The organism is Qipengyuania sp. GPGPB31 (assembly GCF_038396345.1).
GTDB lineage: Bacteria > Pseudomonadota > Alphaproteobacteria > Sphingomonadales > Sphingomonadaceae > Qipengyuania > Qipengyuania citrea.
Genome location: NZ_CP149572.1, coordinates 1,772,194 through 1,795,324, shown reverse-complemented (window position 1 = coordinate 1,795,324; position 23,131 = coordinate 1,772,194). Strand labels below are relative to the sequence as shown.

General features: G+C 65.4%; 21 protein-coding genes and 1 tRNA gene. 15 read left to right on the top strand and 7 right to left on the bottom strand.

The window, feature by feature from the left end:
• Positions 1 to 3: 3 nt before the first annotated feature.
• On the bottom strand, positions 4 to 1,245 hold the full coding sequence (locus WKH79_RS09020; RefSeq protein ID WP_341858665.1) for a mechanosensitive ion channel: 1,242 nt from the start codon (positions 1,243 to 1,245) through the stop codon (positions 4 to 6).
• Between the two features lie 109 nt (positions 1,246 to 1,354).
• On the opposite strand from WKH79_RS09020, the gene WKH79_RS09015 reads away from it, so the two are divergent.
• The gene (locus tag WKH79_RS09015) at positions 1,355 to 2,452 is read left to right on the top strand and encodes an isoaspartyl peptidase/L-asparaginase (RefSeq protein WP_341858664.1); all 1,098 of its coding nucleotides are present in this window, start codon (positions 1,355 to 1,357) and stop codon (positions 2,450 to 2,452) included.
• A 42-nt stretch (positions 2,453 to 2,494) separates the two neighbouring features.
• On the opposite strand, the gene WKH79_RS09010 is transcribed toward WKH79_RS09015, so the two are convergent.
• Positions 2,495 to 3,388, bottom strand: a complete 894-nt coding sequence (locus WKH79_RS09010; protein ID WP_050599449.1) for a prephenate dehydratase — start codon at positions 3,386 to 3,388, stop codon at positions 2,495 to 2,497.
• 135 nt (positions 3,389 to 3,523) lie between these two features.
• Here WKH79_RS09010 and WKH79_RS09005 point away from each other — a divergent pair, with 135 nt between their 5' ends.
• The gene (locus WKH79_RS09005; protein ID WP_050599448.1) at positions 3,524 to 4,225 is read left to right on the top strand and encodes a cytochrome c family protein; all 702 of its coding nucleotides are present in this window, start codon (positions 3,524 to 3,526) and stop codon (positions 4,223 to 4,225) included.
• Between the two features lie 63 nt (positions 4,226 to 4,288).
• On the opposite strand, the gene WKH79_RS09000 is transcribed toward WKH79_RS09005, so the two are convergent.
• Positions 4,289 to 4,948: an RlmE family RNA methyltransferase gene (locus WKH79_RS09000; protein WP_050599447.1), complete on the bottom strand. Its 660-nt coding sequence runs from the start codon at positions 4,946 to 4,948 to the stop codon at positions 4,289 to 4,291.
• A gap of 69 nt (positions 4,949 to 5,017) precedes the next feature.
• Entirely contained in the window at positions 5,018 to 6,232 is a 1,215-nt protein-coding gene (locus tag WKH79_RS08995) for a Ppx/GppA phosphatase family protein (RefSeq protein WP_230832380.1), read from the bottom strand.
• A gap of 193 nt (positions 6,233 to 6,425) precedes the next feature.
• Here WKH79_RS08995 and WKH79_RS08990 point away from each other — a divergent pair.
• The 10 genes from WKH79_RS08990 (at position 6,426) to ftsH (ending at position 17,234) form a co-directional block, all read left to right on the top strand.
• Positions 6,426 to 6,499 (top strand) — tRNA-Gln (locus WKH79_RS08990).
• A gap of 51 nt (positions 6,500 to 6,550) precedes the next feature.
• Positions 6,551 to 7,717, top strand: coding sequence for an acyl-CoA dehydrogenase family protein (locus WKH79_RS08985; RefSeq protein ID WP_341858663.1), 1,167 nt, complete (start codon positions 6,551 to 6,553; stop codon positions 7,715 to 7,717).
• A gap of 28 nt (positions 7,718 to 7,745) precedes the next feature.
• Complete coding sequence (locus tag WKH79_RS08980; protein ID WP_341858662.1) at positions 7,746 to 8,822, top strand: CaiB/BaiF CoA-transferase family protein; 1,077 nt, start codon at positions 7,746 to 7,748, stop codon at positions 8,820 to 8,822.
• A 25-nt stretch (positions 8,823 to 8,847) separates the two neighbouring features.
• Positions 8,848 to 10,266 (top strand): aldehyde dehydrogenase family protein, encoded by a 1,419-nt coding sequence (locus tag WKH79_RS08975; protein ID WP_341858661.1) that lies wholly within the window; start codon positions 8,848 to 8,850, stop codon positions 10,264 to 10,266.
• A complete protein-coding gene (locus WKH79_RS08970; RefSeq protein WP_050599425.1) occupies positions 10,266 to 10,718 on the top strand; it encodes a MaoC family dehydratase in 453 nt (150 codons plus the stop codon). The genes WKH79_RS08975 and WKH79_RS08970 overlap by 1 nt, the downstream gene beginning before the upstream one ends.
• A 68-nt stretch (positions 10,719 to 10,786) precedes the next feature.
• The gene (locus WKH79_RS08965; protein WP_341858660.1) at positions 10,787 to 11,416 is read left to right on the top strand and encodes an exopolysaccharide biosynthesis protein; all 630 of its coding nucleotides are present in this window, start codon (positions 10,787 to 10,789) and stop codon (positions 11,414 to 11,416) included.
• Between the two features lie 85 nt (positions 11,417 to 11,501).
• Entirely contained in the window at positions 11,502 to 13,445 is a 1,944-nt protein-coding gene (locus WKH79_RS08960; RefSeq protein WP_341858659.1) for a DUF3604 domain-containing protein, read from the top strand.
• The gene (locus WKH79_RS08955) at positions 13,442 to 14,227 is read left to right on the top strand and encodes a peptidylprolyl isomerase (protein WP_341858658.1); all 786 of its coding nucleotides are present in this window, start codon (positions 13,442 to 13,444) and stop codon (positions 14,225 to 14,227) included. The genes WKH79_RS08960 and WKH79_RS08955 overlap by 4 nt, the downstream gene beginning before the upstream one ends.
• On the top strand, positions 14,224 to 15,195 hold the full coding sequence (locus WKH79_RS08950) for a HupE/UreJ family protein (protein ID WP_341858657.1): 972 nt from the start codon (positions 14,224 to 14,226) through the stop codon (positions 15,193 to 15,195). Before WKH79_RS08955 ends, WKH79_RS08950 begins: the two co-directional genes overlap by 4 nt.
• 80 nt (positions 15,196 to 15,275) lie before the next feature.
• Entirely contained in the window at positions 15,276 to 17,234 is a 1,959-nt protein-coding gene (gene ftsH, locus WKH79_RS08945; protein ID WP_050599420.1) for an ATP-dependent zinc metalloprotease FtsH, read from the top strand.
• A 64-nt stretch (positions 17,235 to 17,298) separates the two neighbouring features.
• On the opposite strand, the gene WKH79_RS08940 is transcribed toward ftsH, so the two are convergent.
• Together WKH79_RS08940 and rpoZ are read right to left on the bottom strand one after the other, a co-directional pair.
• Entirely contained in the window at positions 17,299 to 18,480 is a 1,182-nt protein-coding gene (locus tag WKH79_RS08940) for a DUF3667 domain-containing protein (RefSeq protein WP_341858656.1), read from the bottom strand.
• Between the two features lie 107 nt (positions 18,481 to 18,587).
• Entirely contained in the window at positions 18,588 to 18,932 is a 345-nt protein-coding gene (rpoZ, locus tag WKH79_RS08935) for a DNA-directed RNA polymerase subunit omega (protein WP_050599418.1), read from the bottom strand.
• A gap of 112 nt (positions 18,933 to 19,044) precedes the next feature.
• Between rpoZ and WKH79_RS08930 the strand changes: the two genes are divergently transcribed.
• Complete coding sequence (locus WKH79_RS08930; RefSeq protein ID WP_341858655.1) at positions 19,045 to 20,232, top strand: cardiolipin synthase B; 1,188 nt, start codon at positions 19,045 to 19,047, stop codon at positions 20,230 to 20,232.
• A gap of 1 nt (position 20,233) precedes the next feature.
• On the opposite strand, the gene WKH79_RS08925 is transcribed toward WKH79_RS08930, so the two are convergent.
• The gene (locus WKH79_RS08925; protein WP_050599513.1) at positions 20,234 to 21,754 is read right to left on the bottom strand and encodes a replicative DNA helicase; all 1,521 of its coding nucleotides are present in this window, start codon (positions 21,752 to 21,754) and stop codon (positions 20,234 to 20,236) included.
• A 128-nt stretch (positions 21,755 to 21,882) separates the two neighbouring features.
• On the opposite strand from WKH79_RS08925, the gene WKH79_RS08920 reads away from it, so the two are divergent.
• Positions 21,883 to 22,386, top strand: a complete 504-nt coding sequence (locus WKH79_RS08920) for a UPF0262 family protein (RefSeq protein ID WP_050599416.1) — start codon at positions 21,883 to 21,885, stop codon at positions 22,384 to 22,386.
• Between the two features lie 9 nt (positions 22,387 to 22,395).
• On the top strand, positions 22,396 to 23,124 hold the full coding sequence (locus tag WKH79_RS08915) for a glycoside hydrolase family 25 protein (protein ID WP_341858654.1): 729 nt from the start codon (positions 22,396 to 22,398) through the stop codon (positions 23,122 to 23,124).
• Positions 23,125 to 23,131: the final 7 nt, after the last annotated feature.

Below are 23,131 nucleotides of genomic sequence, written 5' to 3'. Positions count from 1 at the left end.
GGCCTAGGCGCCCGGCGGCAGCGGGTCGGTCGATTTGGCGGCAGCGCCGCGCTTGGGTTTCGGCGTGGGTGCTGCGGTCCCGCCGAGATCGCTGTCCATCTGTTCGAGCTTGCGTGCCGCCCAGTCGCGGCCGCCGAGACCGAAGGCAAGCGCGCCCGCCACCGCGACGCCGGCGATCAGGATCGTCAGCGCATTGGCCGGGATCATCCCGCCGATACCGGTGAACTGCAGGCCCATGAACACGAACAGGATGATCGTCGCCCAGCGCACGATAGTGCCCGCGGTCGACCCGCCCGCATCGCCTGCGATCAGCCGCGCGAGCAGGTTGGCGATCAGGAAACCGAAGGCGATCACCACCGCGCCGAAGATCACCCGGCCGCCCAGTTCGAGCAATTGGTCGAGGATCGCGGTCAGTTCGGGAAACCCGAGCAGCCTCGTCGCGGCAATCGCGAAGAACAGGATGATGGCCACCTGCGCGACGCGGGCGATGATGCCCGACACGGTCGTGCCTTCGGTGACCAGCCCGCTTTCGGCCATGGCGCGATCGACGCCCAGGCCGGGCAGGATTTCCTTGACGATCTGCACCACGAAGCGGCTGATGAGATAGCCGATCCCCAGCAGCACGGCCGCGGCAATGATGTTCGGGATCGCGGCAAAGATCATCCGCAGCATTTCGCTGGCCGGTGCGCTGATCGAATCGATGCCCAGCTGTTCGAGCGCGGCGATCGCCACCGGGATCGCGATCAGAACGTAGACGATGGTGCCGATGGTCCGGCTGATGGTGCTGTTTCCGGTGACGCTGTTGACCCCGCCGCGATTGGCCCATTTATCCAGATCGACCGTCTGCAGCGTGGTGACGACAAGGTCGCGCACGATCCGTGCCACCATCATGCCGATGAAGAAGATCAGGCCCGCCCACAGCAGATTGGGCAGGAATGCGACGACGTTTTCGAGCAGGCTGTCGATCGGCCCGGCGACCCCGCCGAGTTCGAGAATGTTGAGAATGATCAGCAGGCCGAACAGCCAGATCAGCAGGCTGACGATCTTACCCAGCGATTCGCCCAGCGATTGCCCGCTGCCGGTCCCCCGCTTGAAGAAGTCGACGGCATCGACGAGTTTGGCGAAGGCCCATTTGGCAGCGCGCGCGATGAGCCAGGTCACGATCAGCGCGACGATTGCCAGAAGTATCTTTTCCCCCAGCTCCATCGCCACCTGTTCATTGAAACGATAACGGTCGAAAATCACGAAACCTCTCCCCATTGGTTTACGTTACGGAAGGGCTACCATGCATGGCGCGAATCCACAAAATGCTTTCCCGGGTGAAGTGGATAAGCAGCCGTGCTACCGCTCTGGCATGAGAGGATTTTTCGCCCCCATAGCCACCGCGTCGGTTGCGCTTCTCGCGCTGTTCGCGGCCCCTGCAACCGCTCAGGACGCGCCCGGCTGGTCGATCGCCATCCATGGTGGCGCGGGCACGATCGCGCGCGAGAACATGACGCCCGAACAGGATGCCGCCTATCGCGCGGCGCTGCAGCGCGCGCTCGATGCAGGTGCGGCAGTGCTGCGCGACGGGGGCAGCGCGATGGATGCGATCCAGGCGGCGATCGAACCGATGGAAGACGACGCGCTGTTCAATGCCGGGCGGGGTGCCGTGCTGACCTGGGACGGCGATATCGAACTCGACGCATCGATCATGGACGGGCGGACGCGCGATGCAGGTGCGGTGGCCGGCGTAACCGGTATCCGCCATCCGATCGATCTGGCGCGCAAGGTCATGACCGACAGTCCGCATGTGATGCTGGCCGGCACCGGGGCGGAAGCCTTTGCCGCCAGCCACCAGCTTGAAACGATGCCGCCCGAATGGTTCGAAACCACGCGCCGCAGGGAAGCGCTGGAGCGGATGAAAGCCGAACAGCTCAGCGCGCTCGACGTCGACATCAAGTTCGGCACGGTCGGTGCGGTGGCGCTCGACGCCGACGGGAACATGGCGGCGGGCACGTCGACCGGCGGGATGACCGGCAAGCGCTGGGGCCGGATCGGCGATGCGCCGATCATCGGTGCCGGCACCTATGCCGACAATCGCAGCTGCGCGGTTTCCGCCACCGGGTGGGGAGAATTCTTCATCCGGGTCGGTGTCGCGCAGGAAATCTGCACCCGGCTGCGCTATCGCTTCCGTGCTGAGATCGACGCTGCCCAGGCGCGGGTACCGCTCGATGAGGAAGGCATTCCGACCTATCTCGTCCATGCCAGCGAATTCGGTCTAGAAGCAGCGCAGGCGCAGGAAGAGATCGATGCGGTCATCGCGGATGTCGGCAGTCTCGGCGGCGATGGCGGGGTGATCGTCGTCACGCGCGAAGGCCATCCGTTGTTCAGCATGAACACCTCCGGCATGTACCGCGGGCGTGCAACCAGTGCTGGGATGAACGAAGTCGCGATCTACGACGACGAATAGGCGAGCGCCCCCGGCCGGCGGCGTTGCGCGGTCCCGATCCGGTCAGCCGCGGCGGCGGGCTTGCGCGTAGCTGCCGAGCAGCCGTACGCCATTGGTCTGGAAGGCCAGTTCCTCCAGCGCCAGGTCCACGCGGGCATCCCCCGGCGCGCCCTCGATATCGGCGAAGAACTGCGTTGCCGCGAAGCTTGCCCCCTTCTGGTAGCTTTCCAGCTTGGTCATGTTCACGCCATTGGTCGCGAAGCAGCCCAGCGCCTTGTACAGCGCGGCGGGAATGTTCTTCACTTCGAAGATGAAGGTGGTCATAGCCCGCGACCCTTCGAGCAGCGCGGGGTCGAGCGGGTCTTTCGCCAGCACCACGAAGCGGGTGGTGTTGTCGGGCGCATCCTCCACCTCGCGTTCGATGATTTCGAGCCCGTAGAGATCCGCGGCCAGCGCCGGCGCGATGGCGGCGATGTCGGGCTTGCCGCTTTCCGCGACGAAGGCGGCGGCCCCTGCGGTATCGGCATGGCTCAGCCCCACGATCCCGCGCTCACCCAGAAAGCGGTGCGACTGGCCGAGCGCCTGCGGATGGCTGTAGGCGGCTTCGAACGGGCCCGGCCCCAAGGCCATCAGGCAATGCGTGATGCGCATGAAATGCTCGGCCACGATTGACAGCCCGCTGGCCGGAAGCAGGAAGTGGATGTCGGCCACGCGGCCGTGCTGGCTGTTCTCGATCGGGATCATTGCACAGCCCGCCGCGCCGCTTTCGACCGCGGCCAGCGCATCTTCGAAACTGAAGCACGGCAGCGGCAGCGCTTCGGGCGCGAACTGCATCGCGGCCTGGTGCGAATTGGATCCGGGGGCGCCGCCGAACGCGATCGCCCGCGCCGGGTCGGCGGCCGCGGCCGCGCGCATCGAATCGACAAGGGCGAGGGCAGGTTTGGCGAACTGGCGCATGGTCTGCGGGCGTTACGGTCGCGTTCGCGCGGCATCAAGCGCTATTGCGGCCTGCACCCTTGCGAAAGGCGGCGCTGCGCACTAGAGCGGCGCGCAACCATCTGACCAACCGATTTTCGCCGGGTATTTTACGCAATGGACGATCGTTTCAACACCGCTGCTGGCTGGGTCCTTGGCGCTGCTATCGTGGCGCTGGGCGCCTCCATCGTTTCGGGCATGTATTTCCATGCCGATAGCGCCGAGCATCCCGAAGAAGCTGGTTATTTCATCGAGGGCGCAGCCGAGGAAGGCGGCGCCGACGAGGGTCCGGATCTCGGCACGCTGCTGGCCAGCGCCGATGCCGCGGCCGGCGAAAAGGTCTTCGCCAAATGCACCGCGTGCCACACGATCGATCAGGGCGGGGCCAATGGCATCGGTCCGAATCTCTACGGCGTGATGGGCGCGTCGATCGGCGCGCATGCCGCGGGCTTCGCCTACAGCTCGGCCCTGTCCGAGAAGGGCGGCGACTGGACCTGGGAAGCGATGGACGAATGGCTGACCAGCCCGCGCGCTTTTGCCAGCGGCACCAAGATGAGCTTTGCCGGTCTCAGCAAGCCTGAAGACCGCGCCAATGTGATGGAATTCATGTCGACCTATGGCGGGGCCCCGGCCAAGCCCGAACCGGCTCCGGCTGAAACCGAAGAAGTCAGCGAAGACTTCCCCGGCGACGGCCTCGGCCCGGTCGAGGGTGCCGAAGCCGGCGCTGCGGAATCGGCCGCTGGCATGAGCGCCGACCAGCCGGTCGCTGCTGCAAATGCCGCCACCAACACCGATGGCGCGACCAAGGTCGACGAATAAGCCGTCCGGCAGGCTGACTGCTTCAGGAAAGCCCCGCTTCGGCGGGGCTTTTTCGTGGGCCGATCAGCCCTTGAAACCCTGCGCAATCACATACCACTCGCTTGAATCCTTGCGGCTCGCGGGCGGCTTGGCATGTTTCACGGTGCGGAAATGCTGCTTGAGCAGCGTGAGCAGGTCGGTGTCGGTACCCCCCGCCAGGACCTTGGCGAGATAGGTGCCCCCCGGCGCGAGGTTTTCAATGGCGAACCAGGCGCCTGCTTCCACTAGACCCATCGTGCGCAGATGGTCGGTCTGCTTGTGACCGACCGTATTGGCGGCCATGTCGCTGAGCACCAGTTCGGCCTTGCCGCCCAGCGCTTCCTCGAGCGCCCGCGGCGCGTCGTCGGCCATGAAATCCATTTGCAGGATCGTGACGCCTTCGATCGGTTCGACCTCGAGCAGGTCGATTCCCACGACATGCGCCCTGGGCTTGCGCTTGCGCACTACCTGGCTCCACCCGCCTGGCGCTATGCCGAGGTCGACGACCCGGGTGACGCCGTTGAGCAGGCTGAATTTCTCGTCCAGCTCGATCAGCTTGTAGGCGGCGCGGCTGCGGTATCCATCGGCCTTGGCCTGCTTCACATAGGGATCGTTGAGCTGGCGCTGCAGCCAGCGGGTCGAACTGGCCGTCCGCTTCTTCGACGTGCGCACGCGCGTATCGCGATCCTTGCCCGAACGTGACATTATTTATTCCTCAATGCGTTCGGTGCTGGACTGACGGGGCCGCCGCCTCGTTCGCACGCGTGGATCTGGTCAGACATCCTGTTCTCGCATGCGCTGGAGCGCCGCGCGGCTGCGTTCGCCTTCGGCATCCGCAGCGATCAGGCTGCGCAGGATGCCTTCGCGGATTCCGCGATCGGCCACACCCAGCTGTTCCGCGGGCCAGATGTCGAGAATCGATTCGAGGATCGCGCAGCCGGCAATCACCAGGTTGGCGCGGTCGTCACCGATGCACGGCAGGCACTTGCGATCGCCGGCGGACATCCGCGACAGGCGGGTGGAGATGTCGCGCATGGCCTGAGAAGGCACGATCAGCCCGTCGACCGCGCGCCGGTCGTATTGCGGCAGTTCGAGATGCAGGCTGGCCAGCGTGGTTACGGTGCCGCTGGTGCCCAGCAGGCGGATCGGTTCGCGCGATTGCGTGTGCTTGCGGATCCGCTCGGCGAATTCGGCAAAGCTCGCGCTTACGGTTTGCCGCATGGCCGCGTAACGTTCGAGCCGGCTGGCCTCGCTGGCGTCCGAACCCTGCACCGTATCGGTCAGCGATACGACGCCCCACGGCACGCTGAGCCAGTCGACGATCCGCGGGACCTTGTCGCCCGGCTGGACCAGGACCAGTTCGGTCGATCCGCCACCGATGTCGAAGATGATTGCCGGCCCGTCGCCCTCTTCGAGCAAGATATGGCAGCCCAGCACCGCCAGCCGCGCTTCCTCCTGCGCGGAGATGATGTCGAGCATGATCCCCGTCTCGCGGCGGACGCGCTCGATAAAGGCCGGGCCGTTGCAGGCGCGGCGGCACGCTTCGGTAGCGACAGATCGCGCCAGCCGGACGTTGCGCCGCCGCAGTTTCTCGGCGCAGACATGCAGCGCTGCCAGTGTGCGTTCCATGGATTCGTCGGACAGGCGCCCGCTTGCCGCCAGCCCTTCGCCAAGGCGGACCACGCGGCTGAATGCGTCGATGACAGTGAAATTCTCGCCCGAGGGGCGGGCAATCAGCAGGCGGCAATTGTTGGTGCCGAGATCGAGCGCGGCATAGGCCTGCCGGTGCGGCTGCGGGCTATGCGTCGCGGAAACCGCTGGCGCCCGCGCCGCGAAGCCTGCCTCGCGACGGGGCGGATTGCGCCTGTCGCTGCGCTTGCCATCGGGCCTGGAGGGGCGTTTGTAGCGGAAATCGGCTACCTTGCCGGACTTGCCGCCCCGTTTCTTCCCAGGCCCCCTTTTGGTGTCCGGCGGAGGATGATCCGCCATAACTGGAGCTTTCTTTTGTTCTTCCTCCCGCGCAAACCGTTGTGCACGGGGACTTGGCGCCAACGCTAGCCGCGTTGCGCAGACGGGGCAAGTGGCGCTGCCGGCTGCGGGGTTGACCTTGCCTCCACACGAAACTAGATGCGCGGCCTCTCTTCCGGCGCAGCCCGCGATTCTCGCCTGCCCGGACAGCTGATGCCCCGTCGTCTAATGGTAAGACTGCGGACTCTGACTCCGTCAATTGAGGTTCGAATCCTCACGGGGCATCCATTCTCCCAACACCCGTTGCCAAAGCGCGCGATGCGCGGCAAATAGGTTGCAATGGGAGACGGACATTTGAGCGAGACCTTTCCGGAAATCCGCGAAGCGGTGCGGCGTTTGTGCGCGCGCTTCCCCGGCGAATACTGGCGCGAACTCGATCGCGAGCGCGCCTATCCGAGCGAATTCGTCGCCGCGCTGACCGAGGCAGGCTTCCTCTCGGTCCTCATTCCTGAAGAATATGACGGCTCGGGCCTGGGGCTGGAGGCGGCCTGCGCCGTGCTCGAGGAAATTCACCGGTCGGGTTCCAACGGCGGTGCCTGCCATGCGCAGATGTACACCATGGGCACGCTGCTGAAGCACGGATCGGACCAGCAGAAGCGCGAATACCTGCCCAAGATCGCCAGCGGTGAATTACGGCTGCAGGCCTTTGGCGTAACCGAACCCGGTGCGGGCACCGATACGACGCGGATCAGCACCTTCGCCAGGCGCGACGGCGACGATTACGTGGTCAACGGTCAGAAGATCTGGATCAGCCGCGCGGAGCATTCGGACCTGATGGTGCTGTTGTGCCGCACGACCCCGCGCGAGGAATGCGCCAAGCCGTCCGACGGGATGAGCGTGCTGCTGGTCGACATGCGCGAAGCGGTGGGCAACGGGCTGACCATCCGGCCGGTGCGCACCATGCTCAACCATGCGACCACCGAACTGTTCTTCGATGACTTGCGCGTGCCCGCCAGCGCGCTGATCGGCGAGGAGGGCAAGGGGTTCCGCTACATCCTTTCGGGGATGAATGCCGAGCGCATCCTGATCGCCAGCGAATGCATCGGCGACGGACGTTTCTTCATCGACCGCGCTGCCGCCTATGCCGCCGAGCGCAATGTCTTCGGGCGCGCCATCGGCGAGAACCAGGGCGTGCAGTTCCCCATCGCGCGCGCCTATGTCCAGTTGTCGGCCGCGGCCGAAATGGTGACTAAGGCGGCGCGCATGTTCGATGCGGGCGAGACTGCCGGTACCGAAGCGAACATGGCCAAGATGCTGGCCAGCGAAGCCAGCTGGGCGGCCGCCGACATGTGCATCCAGACACATGGCGGGTTCGGCTTTGCCGAGGAATACGACATCGAGCGAAAGTTCCGCGAAACCCGGCTCTACCAGGTCGCGCCGATCAGCACGAACCTGATCCTGAGCCATGTCGCCACGCATGTCCTCGACTTGCCCAAGAGCTTCTAGAACATATAAATTTTCCGAGGAGAGAGAAATGTCGAACGGTCCGCTGACCGGCCTCAGGGTCGTCGAATTCCAGGGCATCGGCCCGGGCCCGCATGTCTGCATGATGCTGGCCGATATGGGCGCGGAGGTCGTGCGCATCGAACGCGCCGGTCACCAGCCGATGAACCCGGTGGTCGAACGCGCCCGGCACCGCGCGGAAGTCGATCTCAAGAGCGCCGAAGGCCAGGCATTCGTCAAGCAGGCGCTGGCGCATGCCGATGTGCTGGTCGAAGGCTTTCGTCCGGGCGTGATGGAGCGTCTGGGTCTGGGCCCGCAGGAATTGCTCGAGGCCAATCCGCGGCTGGTCTACGCGCGGATGACCGGCTGGGGGCAGGAAGGACCGCTGGCCCAGGCCGCAGGACACGATCTCAACTATATCGCCATCACCGGCGCGCTCGACGCGATCGGCAAGCGCGGCGAACTGCCCGTGCCGCCGCAGAACCTGGTCGGCGATTTCGGCGGCGGGTCGATGTATTGCGCGATGGGGATCCTCGCTGCGCTGTTCGAACGCCAGACGAGCGGCAAGGGTCAGGTCGTTGACGCGGCGATCGTCGACGGCGTGACCAGCCTGATGAGCTTTTTCTACGGCCAGCCGCATAGCGCGCTGCGCACGGTCGAACGCGGCGCGGGCCTGCTTGGCGGTGCGGCGCATTTCTATCGCTGCTATACCTGCAAGGACGGCAAGGAAGTCAGCGTCGGTGCGATCGAACCGCAATTCTACGCCGAATTGCTGCAACGCGCCGACGCGCCCGAGCACTTGCGCGAAGCACAGATGGATCCGGGCAGGTGGGACAGCTACGCCGACGATCTGGCGGCGCTTTTCGCAACCAAGACCCAGGCCGAATGGTGCGAATTGCTCGAGGGAACCGATGCCTGTTTTGCACCCGTGATTCCGCTCGATGAGGCAAAGGATCATCCGCACATGAAAGCGCGCGGGGCCTATGTCGAACAGGATGGCCGCTGGCACACCGCGCCCGCGCCGCGCTTCGATCGCACGCCCAATACCGTTCGCGAGAGCGCCCAGGATGGCGAAGAGGTGGTGGCGCGCTGGCGACAGGAGGGCTAGAGGCGCGCGCAAAGGAGAGTTTCCGATGCGCGATTGCACCCAGTTCTACATCGACGGCCAGTGGGTCGACCCGCTCACCGAAAACACGGTAGCGGTCGAAAACCCCGCCACGGAAGAAACGATCGGTCACATCAGCTTCGGCACCGCAGCCGATGTCGACAAGGCCGTCGCCGCCGCGCGGCGTGCCTTCGAGAGTTTCAGCCAGACCAGCAAGGAAGAGCGGCTGACGCTGCTGCGCGCGATCCAAGCCGAGATCGAGAACCGCAAGGAAGAGCTCGCGACCGCGGTCAGCGACGAGATGGGTGCGCCGCTCAGCCTCGCGAACGGGCCGCATGTCGGGCTGCTCGCCGGGCATTGCCAGAAGGCGATCGAGATCCTCGAAGGCTTCGCTTTCGAACGGCAGGATGGGCCGACGCTGCATGTGTGGGAGCCGGTTGGCGTGGTCGGCATGATCACCCCGTGGAACTGGCCACTCAACCAGATCGCCTGCAAGGTCTTCCCCGCGCTGGCGACGGGCAATACCATGGTGCTCAAGCCGAGCGAGATCGCGCCCTTCAATGCCTATATCTTTGCCGAGATCATGCATGCGGCGGGTGTCCCCGCGGGCGTGTTCAACCTGCTCAATGGCGACGGGCCGGGCGTCGGCGAAGCGATAAGCGGCCATCCCGATATCGACATGATCAGCTTCACCGGTTCGACCCGCGCGGGCATCGCGATCGCCAAGAATGCCGCCGATACCGTCAAGCGCGTGGCGCAGGAACTGGGCGGCAAGAGCCCCAATATCGTGCTCGACGATTCCGCTTTCACCAAGTCGGTTGCCAAGGGCACGGTGGCGATGATGGGCAATTCGGGCCAGACCTGCACCGCGCCCAGCCGAATGCTGGTGCCGCATGCACGGATGGCGGAAGCCAAGGCCGCAGCGAAGGAAGCTGCCGAAGGCGTCATTCCCGGCGATCCGAAAGGCAATGCGGCGATCGGCCCGGTCGTCAGCCGTGCGCAATGGGACAAGATCCAAGGCCTGATCGAGAAGGGCGTCGAGGAAGGCGCGACGCTGGTTGCGGGCGGCCCGGGCAAACCCGAGGGGCTGGAGACCGGTCACTACGTCAAGCCCACCGTCTTTGCCGATGTCACCAACGACATGACCATCGCGCGCGAGGAAATCTTCGGCCCGGTGCTGTGTATCCTCGGCTATGAGGATTACGACGACGCCATCCGCATCGCCAATGACACCGAATACGGCCTCGCCAGCGCGATCACCGGCGAGGACATCGAACTCGCCCGCAGCCTTGCCAAGCGCATTCGCGCGGGCCGCGTGGCGATCAATGGCGGCTACGATCTCGGCGCTGCCTTCGGTGGCTACAAGAAGTCGGGCAATGGCCGCGAATGGGGCGAATGGGGCTTCCACGACTTCCTCGAGGTCAAAGCCGTGATGGGGCACGGCTGATGGCGGGGAAGTATTTCGACGAATGGCAGGTCGGCGATACGCTGACGCACGACATCCGCCGGACGGTGACCGAGACCGACAATCTGCTCTTCACCACCATGACGCACAATCCGCAGCCGCTCCATCTCGACGCGGAAGCGGCCAAGGCAAGCGAGTTCGGGCAGATCCTCGTCAACGGGACCTTCACCTTCTCGCTGATGGTGGGGCTCAGTGTCGGTGACACCACTCTGGGTACCCTTGTGGCCAACCTCGGTTACGACAAGCTGGTCATGCCCAAGCCCGTCTTCATCGGCGATACGCTGCATGCGACGAGCGAGGTGATCGGCCTGCGCGAAAGCAAGTCGCGCCCCGATGCGGGCATCGTCACCTTCCTGCACGAAGCGGTGAACCAGCGCGGCGAAGTGGTGTGCCGCTGCGAACGCTCGGCGCTGCTCAAGAAGAAGGCGGGGTGACCGGCGCAGGACCGGTATCCCGCGCCGCGTAACCTTTCGGCTCTCCGTGCGTTTGGCCGCCAAGGGAGATGTCTGCAGTGTCACATGAACCCCACAGCATGGGCGATGTCCTCGGCGAACTCGACGAGCTTGCGGCCAATCACGACGAAGTGCGTGTCGCCGATGTGCTCGACGATTTCGGTGCACGCAGCTTCGGCCCGTTCATCATGATCCCCGCCGTGCTCGAGATCACGCCGGTCGGCGGCATCCCGGGCGTCCCCACCGTGCTCGCGCTGTTCATCGCGCTGATCGCGGTCCAGCTGCTCATCGGCCGCGACCATGTCTGGATGCCGCAATTCGTCCAGCGGCGTGCGGTCGGTTCGAAAAAGCTGCACAAGGCGGTGGGCAAGCTCAAGGGAATGGCGAATTTTCTCGACCGGCACAGCAAGGGCCGGCTCGAAGGGCTGACCAGGGGCACTGCGATCAAGCTGGTCGCGGCGGTCATCATTGCCCTGTGCTGCACGGTTCCGCCGCTCGAATTCCTGCCTTTCGCCAGTACCATCCCGATGCTGGCGATCGCTGTCCTGGGGCTGGCGCTGACGGTTCGCGACGGCGCCTTGCTGCTCGGATCACTGCTGTTCGCCGGTCTGGCCACGGCGCTCGGCCTTGCAACCTACTTCGGCTCGTCGGGCGAAGGCAGCGCGATCCCCTTCCTCTAGCGCGTCGCAAATACCCTGAGGCCTTGACCCCGCCCGGCATGTCGCAGACATTCGGTTGCAATTGGCAATCGGGAGGGGAGAGCCGATGACGAAGACCTTGGGGTGCTGGGTCGCACTGGCGGCCCTGGCGCTGTCGGGCTGCGATTCCATGGATACGGGCGAGCCGACCGAAGACCAGCGCGGTGACGGGACCGCGACGATCGAACTCGCCGAATTTCCCGACCGGCCCTATTGGGGCGATACGCATCTGCACACCGACCTTTCGGTCGACGCCTTCGGCTTCGGCGTCAGGCTGGGCGCGGAAGAGGCGCTCAAATTTGCACGCGGCGACCGGGTGCGTTCGACGATGGGGATGGATGCGCAGCTCGACCGCCCGCTCGATTTCCTCGTCATCTCGGACCATTCGGATGCCATGGGCGCCACGCGCCGGCTCTACGACACGCCGCGGATCCTGGTGCGCGATCCCACGCTTCGGCGCTGGTACGACATGATGCACGAAAGCACGAACCAGTCGTCCATGGCGGTGGCCGAACTCATCACTGCGGCGGCCAATGACACGATCCCCGAAGCGCTGATGGACCCCGAGCGGCAGGCTGTCGCCACACGTGAATTGTGGGACAGCCATCTCGCCCTGCTGGACCGGTACAACCGCCCGGGTGAATTCACAGCCTTTGCGGGTTTCGAATGGAGCTTGATGCCCGATGGCAACAATTTGCACCGGGTCGTCATGTTCCGGGACGGCAGCGTCAAGACCGGTCAGGTGGTGCCGTTTCCCGGTATCGATACGCAGCCCGAGCAGCTGTGGGATTACATGGCCGCCTACGAGGCCAACACCGGCGGACGCGTGCTGGCGATCCCGCACAATTCGAACCTGTCGAATGGGATGATGTTCGATCTGGTCGGGCCCGATGGCGGCGCGATGAGCGCGGATTACGCCCGCCAGCGAGCGCGCTTCGAGCCGGTGGTCGAAGCCACCCAGGTCAAGGGCGACAGCGAGACCCACCCCTTCCTCTCGCCGAATGACGAATTCGCTGAATTCGGCGTGGCCGGGTGGGAGCTGGGCAATCTGCCGCTGACGCGCGAAGCAACGCCCGACATGTATGCCGGTAGCTATGTTCGCAGCGCCTTGCTGCGCGGCCTGACGCTCGAACAGCAGATGGGCGTCAATCCCTATGCTTTCGGCCTGATCGGCTCCACCGACAGCCACACCGCGTTGGCGACGGGGGACGAGGACAATTTCTTCGGCAAGCAGACCAATGTCGAACCGCGTGCCGGACGCGCGCTCGCGTCGCAGAACCTCGGCACGCGCCAGGGGCGCTTCGGCTGGCACTATCTCGCCGGGGGCTATGCGGCTGCTTGGGCAAGGGGCAATACGCGCGCCGAGATCTTCGATGCCTTCATGCGGCGCGAAGTCTACGCCACCACCGGTCCGCGCATGGTGCTGCGGCTGTTTGCCGGGCATGATTTTGCAGCCAGCGATTGGGACGGCGACTGGGTACGCGCCGGTTATGCCCGCGGGGTCCCGATGGGCGGTGATCTGGTCGATCGCGGCCGCGCGCCCGTGTTCCTGGTTTCCGCACTCAAGGATCCCGAAGGCGCCAATCTCGACCGGATCCAGATAGTCAAGGGCTGGGTCGATGCGAATGGCGTCGCACGCGAACGTATCTATGATCTCGCATGGTCGGACATGGCTGGGACACGCCGCCGCGTGGGCGGCGCGATACCCGCAGTGGGCGACACGGTAGTACGGCGCGAGGCGAGCTACACCAATACGATCGGCGCACCCGAATTGCGAGCGACCTGGCGCGATCCCGATTACCGTCCGGGCCAGCGCGCCTTCTATTATGTCCGCGCGATCGAAATCCCCACGCCGAGCTGGGTCCTGTTCGATGCAAAACGCTTCGGAATCGACCTGCCGGCAAAGGTTGTCGAAGCGAATGTAATCCAGGAACGCGCCTATTCCTCTCCGGTCTGGCTGAAGCCGGGCCGATCGTCCGGCGCTGCGGCGTCTCCGGCGGGGCGTGAATGATCCGGCATTGGCTGCGCGACCCGCTGGCGCATTTCCTGATCGCCGGTGCGGTGATCTGGGCAGGGCTGGCACTGGCGGGCGAACCGGTCGATCCGGCCAGCCGGGCGATCGAACTCTCGCGCGAGCGGCAGGCCGGTATCGCTTTCGGTTTCGAGAGAATGATGGGCCGCGCACCCACCGATGCCGAAATGGACAGTGCGATCGAGCGCTGGGTGCGCGAAGAGGTCCTCTACCGCGAAGCGCTGCGTCTGGGGCTCGACGAAGGCGACGCGGTCGTCCGGCGGCGCCTGGCCACCAAGATGGACGAACTCGCTGGCGCGGAGGCCGCCTTGGCCCGACCGAGCGAAGCGGACCTCGAGCGCTGGCTCGCCTCGCATCCGGATAAATACCGCGAGGGCGACAGGTTGACCTTCAGGCAGGTCTATTACTCCAGCGAATCCGCTGCCGCCCGCGCTCTGGCATCGCGCGATCCGGTGGGCGAGCCGATCAGCCTGCCCGCCGAGGCGGTCGCCGTGCCGCTCGCGCAGATACGCGGCACCTATGGCGAGGCGTTCACCGCGCGGCTGGCCGAGCTTGAACCCTCGAGCAAATGGCAGGGACCGGTTGCGTCGGGCTATGGCTGGCACCTCGTCAGCTTGGAAACCCGTAACGCGGGCAAGACACCGCAATTGAGCGCGGTCCGCGACCGGATCGAGGCCGACTGGCGAGCGGCCACCATCGCCGAGCGGCGCCAGCGGGCCTACGCGTTGCTGCGCGGGGCCTATACGGTCGCAATCGAATGATCCGGCTGATTGCGGCGCTGGCCCTGCTGCTGGCGGCCAGCCCCGCGCTGGCCGACGAAATGCGTCCCGTCGCGATCCAGTTCGAGCAGCTCAACGAGACGAACTGGCGGCTCGGCTGGCGGCAGCCGATCGCAAGCGCGGCCGACGAACGCGGCGCCGTGCCGCAGCTGCCCGCCGCTTGTGCGCTGGCGGGGCCGGTAGAGCGCGACATGGCTCCGCTTGCCGTGGTCGGCCGTGCACCGGTGGTCTGCACCGGCAGCGTTGCGGGGCAGCGGCTCGGCTGGCCGGCCTTTCCCGGGCAGGGCGAGGCGATTCTGCGCGTCGCCCCGCGCGAACGGCCGGTACAGGTCCACCGCCTCACGCCGGAAGAGCCCTATGCGACGATCACGGCCAGGCCGGGCGCGGTGCAGGTGTGGCGCAGCTATTTCGCGATCGGGGTGGATCACATCCTGGCCGGATGGGACCACCTGCTGTTCGTCATCGCGCTGGTCCTGCTGGTCAGGCGGCCGTGGCCGGTGGTCAAGGCCGCCACGGCCTTCACGCTCGCGCATTCGCTGACGCTGGCGGCGGTCACTTTGGGCTTTGCCGGGATTCGGCAGGATGTCGTGGAGGCGTTGATTGCCCTGTCGATCGTGTTCCTCGCGGTCGAAATCGCCCGGGGGGCGCGCGGCACGCTGACCCAGCGCCTGCCCTGGCTCGTGGCATTCGCCTTCGGCCTGCTGCACGGTTTCGGATTCGCTGGCGCCCTGCGCGAAATCGGGCTGCCCGAAGGCGAGGTGCCCGCCGCGCTGGTCAGCTTCAACATCGGCGTGGAAGCCGGGCAATTGCTGGTCGTCACGGCGGTGCTCGCCGCCCTCGCGCTGCTGCGCCGTATCCGGCCGGCGGACGAACCGCTGGTCCTGCGCGCCGCCGCCTATCCGGTCGGCATCGTCGGGGCCTATTGGCTGATCGAGCGAATTGCTGCCTGATAGCGGAAATTCCGCGCATCGGGTCAACTTGCCATTCACCCGCGGCATCCTACATTGGCCGGGATGAAAGGAACCCGCGCATGAGCGACCAGAATTCTCCGCCCGAGCCCGAGGGCAACGGCCCCAACCCCTGGGTGAAGAGCCTGATGATCTGGGGCGGGATTTTCCTTGCACTGCTGATGGTTGTGTCGCTGTTCGGGGGCGGATCGAGCGCTCCCGGCGCACAGATCCTCTATTCCGATTTCCGCGACAAGGTTGCCGAAGGCTCGGTCGCCAGCGTCGAGATTTCCGAATCGTCGATCGTCGGCGAGATGAAGAATGGCGAGCAGTTCTCGACCATCCCTGTCGCCAACGACACCACTTTGCCGCAGCTGCTTGAAGACAATGGCGTGCGCTATTCGGGCGTGGAAGCCGACAATGGCAACATCCTCCTCTATGCGCTGATCCAGATGCTGCCGTTCGTGCTGATCCTCGGCATCGCCTTCTTCGCCCTGCGGCAGGTCCAGAAAGGCGGCGGTGCGGGCGGCGCGATGGGCTTCGGCAAGTCGAAGGCCAAGCTGCTGACCGAGCGGCAGGGCAAGGTGACGTTCGACGATGTCGCCGGGATCGACGAAGCGCGCGAAGAGCTCGAGGAAATCGTCGAATTCCTCAAGGACCCGCAGCGCTTCTCCAAGCTTGGCGGCCAGATCCCCAAGGGCGCGCTGCTGGTCGGTTCGCCTGGTACGGGTAAGACCCTGCTCGCGCGGGCAATCGCCGGCGAAGCGGGCGTACCCTTCTTCACCATCTCGGGTTCGGACTTCGTCGAGATGTTCGTCGGTGTCGGCGCCAGCCGCGTGCGCGACATGTTCGAACAGGCGAAGAAGAACGCGCCGTGCATCCTGTTCATCGACGAAATCGATGCCGTCGGGCGCAGCCGTGGCCACGGGCTGGGCAATTCGAACGACGAGCGCGAGCAGACGCTCAACCAGCTGCTGGTCGAGATGGACGGCTTCGAAGCCAATGAAGGCATCATTATCATCGCGGCGACCAACCGCCCCGACGTTCTCGACCCCGCGCTGCTGCGTCCGGGCCGGTTCGACCGTCAGGTCGTGGTCCCCGTGCCCGATATCGACGGGCGCGAGAAAATCCTCGCAGTGCACATGAAGAAGCTGCCGCTGGCGCCCGACGTCAACCCGCGCACCATCGCGCGCGGCACGCCGGGCTTCTCGGGCGCGGATCTGGCGAACCTGTGCAACGAGGCCGCCCTGCTGGCGGCGCGCCGCAACAAGCGCCTGGTCGCGATGCAGGAATTCGAAGACGCCAAGGACAAGGTCATGATGGGTGCCGAACGGCGCAGCATGGTCATGACCGAGGACGAGAAGAAGATGACTGCCTATCACGAAGCGGGCCACGCGCTGGTCAGCCTCAATGAGCCGGCGTCGGACCCGATCCACAAGGCGACCATCATTCCGCGCGGTCGCGCGCTGGGCATGGTGATGCGCCTGCCCGAACGCGACAGCTATTCCTACCACCGCGACAAGATGCATGCGAACCTCGCGGTTGCGATGGGCGGCCGCGTGGCGGAGGAAATCATCTTCGGGCACGACAAGGTTTCGAGCGGGGCGTCGGGCGATATCCAGTATGCCACCGATCTCGCGCGCAACATGGTCACCAAATGGGGCATGAGCGACAAGCTGGGCCCGCTGCAGTACGAGGAAAGCCAGGAAGGCTATCTCGGCATGGGCCAAACCGCGCGCACCATGGGCGGCGCGGAAACCAACAAGCTGATCGACGCCGAAATCAAGGAACTGGTCGAAGGCGGGCTCAAGCGCGCGCAGGACATCCTCAGCGAGCAGGAGGACAAGCTCCACCTGCTGGCACAGGCGATGCTCGAATACGAAACGCTGACCGGTGAAGAGATCAACCAGTTGATGAAGGACGGCAAGATCGACCGGCCGGACGAGCCCAAGGGCCCGGTCGCGGTCAAGCCGGCGTCGGGTGTCGCTGTCCCCAAGGCAGGGCGCAAGCTCGGCGGAGGCCCAGCACCGCAAGGCGCCTGACGCAGGCGAAACCCATCCGCACACAAGGGGCCGTCCGGTATGACCGGGCGGCCCTTTTCGTTTCTCAGGACAGGCCGAGCAGCATCAGCAACATGGCGAACAATCCGAGGATGACGACGATCAGGAAGCTCATCACCCCCAGCCGCCACAGGGCCGAGAAGCGCGACAGCGCGTAAGTGCCGCGCAAGTGCTTGTAGATATGGATCGGCGGGATCAGCAGCGATGCCAGCGCGACATAGCCGGGCGACAGACCAGCCATGCCGGCAAGCGCGATCGCTAGGATCAGCATCGTCATGAAGCTGAGCGAATAGGTGACGAAAATGGCATGGTCATACGCGCGGAAACCGCGCTTCCAGGCGAAGATGAGCCATACGAACGGGATCGACAGCGGGATCAGCAACCAGCTGAACTTGTAGAAATTGGTCTGCAACTTGTAGAGCATCAGGCCCGGGTTCTTGCGCCACTTTTCGACCCCCGCCCGGAACCAGTCGGTGTTCTCCAGATCGCCTTCCCAATTGCGGATGTCGCTTGCATCCACGGCGATTTCCGCGTCCCTCTCGCTGCCGGGGGTCTCGTTCGCAACTTCCTCCGAACCCGCCTCGGCGCCGGTTCGTTCGGTCCCGTCAGCCAGGAAAGGCAGTTCGGTGCGGGCCTGCTCCAGCGCTTCGAGCTGCGCTTCGACTTCGGCCAGCGCCTCTTCGGCGCGATTGCGCTGCGCTTCGGTGGCGTCCGGGTCCGCCGCCCGCTCGGCCAGCGTGTCGCGCCGGGATTCGAGCCGCTCGGCCTGTTCTTCGGTGAGCTCGCTCAGCTGCAGGCTCTTGTCGCCGGTGAGATCGGTAGGGGCGCTGATCCCCGCGATCTGGAATACGGCGAACATCAGGAAAATGGTGAACAGGAACAGCGCCATCGGGCTGACGAATCGGGTTCGCTCGCCATCGATATAGCGGCGCGTCAGCTCGCCCGGCTTGAACACCAGCATCGGCAGCGTCCGCCAGGTCTTGCCGTCGAAATGGATCGCCCCATGCGCGATATCGTGGGCGAAGGCGCTCAGCGTCCGGTGGAGATGGGCCTGCTGGCCGCATTGATGGCAATGGCTGCCCACCAACTGCGTGCCGCAATTGAGGCACGCCCCTTCGGCGAAATGGCCCTTGGCGGTCGGCGCTTCGCCACCCGTGCGGGGCGATACCGCCCTGGCGAACAGACCCCCTTCGACCCCGGTTCCCACGCCTTCAACCACGTCGCTCATCACGCCTCCTGTCGCGGCGCAGGCTACAGGCGGCACAAGCCATGCCGCAACGCAAAAAGGCCGCCCCCGGGGCGGCCTTTCCACAATTCGCCAATACTGCCAGCGTGTCAGCCCTCGTAATCGGCCCCGATCGAGGTCGAACGCGTCGGCGCCGACGCGGTGATCCGCAGCGCTTCGGCCGACTGGCTGAGCGAACCGACTTCGTCCATCTCGTCATCGTCGTCGGGCAGGATCTTCTGCAGATTGGTAACCGCAGCTTCGTGCAGTTCCTTCGGCTTGACCGTCTGCTCGGCGATTTCGCGCAGCGCGACGACCGGGTTCTTGTCGCGATCGCGATCGACAGTCAGTTCCGCACCGCCGGAAATCTCGCGGGCCCGCTGGGCAGCCAGCAGGACGAGGTCGAAACGGTTGGGGACCTTGTCTACGCAGTCTTCGACAGTAACGCGCGCCATGGGGCACTCCGATGCAAATCAAGTGATTCCGGGAAAGCGCGGCTCTTAGGCTTTTGCCTGCCGGCAGTCAAGGATTTGCGCCGACCGCCGGGCGCGCTAAGGCGCATCCCCAATGGCTGAGGCAAGCGTTCCCGAAACCACGGCGGTCTATCGCGATCCGGAGCCGTTTGCGCTCGAGGCGCAGGGACATTCGCTGGTGTTCTATCCCGGCGGCGACGACCGCCGCCGCGCGCTGATGGATCTCGTCGGCTCGGCCACCACCACGCTCGATATCTGCTTCTACATCTTCGCCGAAGACGAGGTTTCGTCCGAGCTGCGCGATGCGCTGTGTGCGGCGGCGCGGCGCGGGGTGGCGGTCACGCTCATCCTCGACAGCTTCGGCGCGTCGGCATCGGACCGCTTCCTCCAGCCGCTGGTCGATGCCGGGGGACGCTATTTCTGCTTCAGCCCGCGGATCGGGCTGCGCTATCTCATCCGCAACCATCAGAAGATGGTGATCGCCGATGGCGAGCGCGCGCTGTTCGGCGGTTTCAATATCGAGGACGACTATTTCGCCCCGCCCGAACAGAACGGGTGGAACGATCTTGCCATCGCGCTCGAAGGGGACGCGGTTGCCGGCCTCAACGACTGGTTTGCGCGGCTGGTCGACTGGACCGATGACGACGCGCCGCATTTCCGCGCCATTCGCCGGGCGGTTTCGCAATGGGAATGGCGTGACGGGGAGGGGGCCGTCCGCTGGCTGGTCGGTGGGCCCACGCGCGGGCTGTCGAGCTGGGCCCGCAGCGTCACCCGCGACCTTTCTCAGGCGCGGAAGCTGGACATCTTCATGGCCTATTTCTCGCCGCCCTACACGCTGCTGCGGCGGATCGCGCGGGTCGCGAAGACGGGGCGGGCGCGGCTGCTGATGGCGGCCAAGAGCGACAATGGCGCGACGCTGGGCGCAACCCGTTCGCTGTATCGCTACCTGCTCAAGCGCAAGGCGCGGATCTGGGAATTTTCCCCCTGCAAGCTGCACACCAAGCTGCTGGTACTGGACGATGCGGTTTACCTTGGCAGCGCCAATTTCGACATGCGCAGCCTCTACCTCAATCTGGAAATCATGCTGCGGATCGAAGACGCCGCGCTGGCCGAACGGATGCGCGAATTCATAGCGCACCAGATCGCCGCTTCCGAGGAGATCACGCCCGCGCTGCACGCCCAGCGCAGCACGCTGTTCAACCGCATTCGCTGGGGCGCGGGCTGGGTGCTCGTGTCGGTCCTGGACTATACCGTGACCCGGCGGCTCAACCTCGGGATCTGATCTACTCGTAATCCTCGTAGTGACGGATCTCGGGGCTGGAGAACTTGGTGAACTCGCTGTGGAACAGCAGCGGGACATTCCCGGTCGAGCCATGCCGCTGTTTGGCCACGATCAGCGTCGCCTTGTTGACCAGTTCCAGGTGCCGGGCTTCCCATTCGGCATATTTCATCCGCACTTCTTCCGACGATGTTTCGTCGGGCGTGTCGGGCTTGAGCGCGTTGTGATAATATTCGGCACGGAAGATGAACCACACCATGTCGGCATCCTGCTCGATCGATCCCGACTCGCGCAGATCGGACAGCTGCGGACGCTTGTCGTCGCGCTGCTCGACCTGACGGCTGAGCTGCGACAGCGCGATGACGGGGACGTGCAGTTCCTTCGCCAGCGTCTTCAGGCCCCGGCTGATTTCCGAGATTTCGTTCACGCGGTTGTCGCTGGCGCGGCCCGAACCCTGCAGCAATTGCAGATAGTCGACGATGACCAGCCCGATGTCGTGCCGCCGTTTGAGCCGCCGGGCGCGCGTGCGCAGCGCGCCGATGGTCAGCGCGGGGGTGTCGTCGATATACAGCGGAAGGTCGGTCAGTTCCTGGCTGGCAAAGCTGAGACGCTGGAACTCTTCGCGGCTGAGCTTGCCCGAACGCAGCTTCTCGCTCGAGATCTCGGCCTGTTCGGCAAGGATACGCGTCGCCAGCTGGTCGGCGCTCATTTCGAGGCTGAAGAAGGCGACGCCCGCGCCGGGCGACTTGCCCACCTCGATACCCGCCTTCTGGTCGTCCATCAGCCGGCGTGCGGCGTTAAAGGCGATGTTGGTGGCGAGCGAGGTCTTGCCCATCGCGGGACGCCCGGCAAGGATCACAAGGTCCGAATTGTGCAGGCCCGAGGTCTTGTCGTTGATCGTGTCGAGCCCAGTGGTCTTGCCCGAAAACCGTCCGCCCGAATTCATCGCCGCCTGCACGACTTCGAGCGCGCCGAAGGCCGCCTTGCGGAACGACTGCGCTTCGCTGCCGGTGGTGGCGCCTTCCGCCACCCGGTAGAGATCGGCTTCGGCCTGCTCGATCTTGCGCAGCGGCTCGACTTCGTCCGAGGTATCGAGCGCGCCTTCGACCAGATTGCGCCCCACGCTGACCAATTGCCGTAGCAGCGCGAGGTCGTAGATCTGCTCGGCCAGTTCGCGCGGATGCAGCAGGCCCTGCCCGTCGGCGGTCAGCTGCGCGAGATAGGTCACCCCGCCGAGCTGCTTGAGCGCTTCGTCGCTTTCGAAATAGGGCTTGAGCGTAACCGGAGTGGCCACCGAATTGCGATCGAGCAGCCGTAGCACGCGTTCGTAGATGCGCTGGTGGACAGGTTCGTGGAAATGCTCCGCCATGAGCGGCGTGGTCAGTTCCTCGATCACCTTGTTGTCGATCAGCACCGCCCCGAGGAACGCGGCTTCGGCTTCGAGGTTGGCGGGCAGGACGGGGCCCTTCGCCGGTTTCGTGTCAGTCGAATCGTCGGCGGGGAAAAGAAGATCGGTTTCGGCCATCGCCCCCTGATGCATGGCCGCGCACCCTGCTGGCAAGTTGCAAAGGGGTCACGGCGGCTGTGGATAGTGGGGACACTGCGCCAACCCCTTGCCGCACCCCGCCTATCTCTGCGAAAGCGGGTGCAAGCATGACCGATTCCGCACCCTCTCCGGACACTCATCGCATCGCGCATATCGAGCTCGATGAGGAAACGATCATCTGGCGCAATGCCGATATCGAGCAGGAACGCCGGATTGCGATCTTCGACCTGATCGAGGAAAACAGCTTCAAGCCGCTGCGCGCGGTCGAGCGCGGGGCCAGCGGGCCCTATCGCCTCAAGCTGGCCGTGCGCGACGGCCGCCTGCTGATGGAAATCGCCGATGAGGAGGAGCGCCTGGTGGAGGAGCTGCTGCTTGGCCTCGCCCGTTTCCGCCGGCCGATCCGCGAATATTTCGCGATCTGCGACAGCTATTACCAGGCGATCCGCAAGGCGACCCCGGCGGAAATCGAAACCATCGATATGGCCCGCCGCGGGGTCCACAACAGCGCCGCAGAACTGCTGATCGAACGGCTGGAGGGCAAGATCGAGACCGATTTCGCCACCGCGCGGCGGTTGTTCACGCTAATCTGCGTCCTGCATATCAAGGGCTGAGGGATGGCGGTGGGCAAATCCCCGCGCCGGCGCCGTTCGCCGCGCAGGTCCCGCGGGTTTTCCGGTGCTGGCAAGGCGTGGCTGGTCGCGCTGCTGGTCGCGGCAATCGCAGCCGGCTATGCGTGGTACGAAGCGCGCAGCTGGCGTCCCGACGAGAGCGCCTGGCCCGACCAGGGTGCGCTGGTCAGCGCAGGCGACGGGGCGGTGGATTTCGACACTCTGGCGGGTCTGGGCGCGCGGTTCGTCTATCTCGAGGCGAGCGATGGGGCGGGGCGGGGCGATATCGCCTTCGCACAGAACTTCGCCCGCGCGCGTAATGCCGGCCTGGCGGTCGGCGCGGCGCATCGTTTCGACCCCTGTACCGTGGCCGACGGGCAATCGGCCAATTTCGTCACCATGGTGCCGCGCGACGGCGATCTGCTGCCTCCCGCGATCCTGTTGGAGACGACCGCGGAGGACTGTCCGGCGCGCGTTTCGGACGCGGCGGTGCAGAGCGAGCTGACGACGCTGGTCAACCAGATCGAAGCGCACAGCGGGAAGCCGGCGATCCTCGGCCCGGACGAGGAATTCGAGCAGGCCTATGCGCCCTCGCGGAGGTTCGACCGGCAATTGTGGCTCACCCGCAGCTGGTTCGAACCCGACTATGCGATGCGACCGTGGCTGATGTGGACGGCCAACCGCTGGTACAAGACCGAGGCCGCGCAGCAGCCGCTGCGCTGGGTGATCGTGCGGCCATGAGGATGAC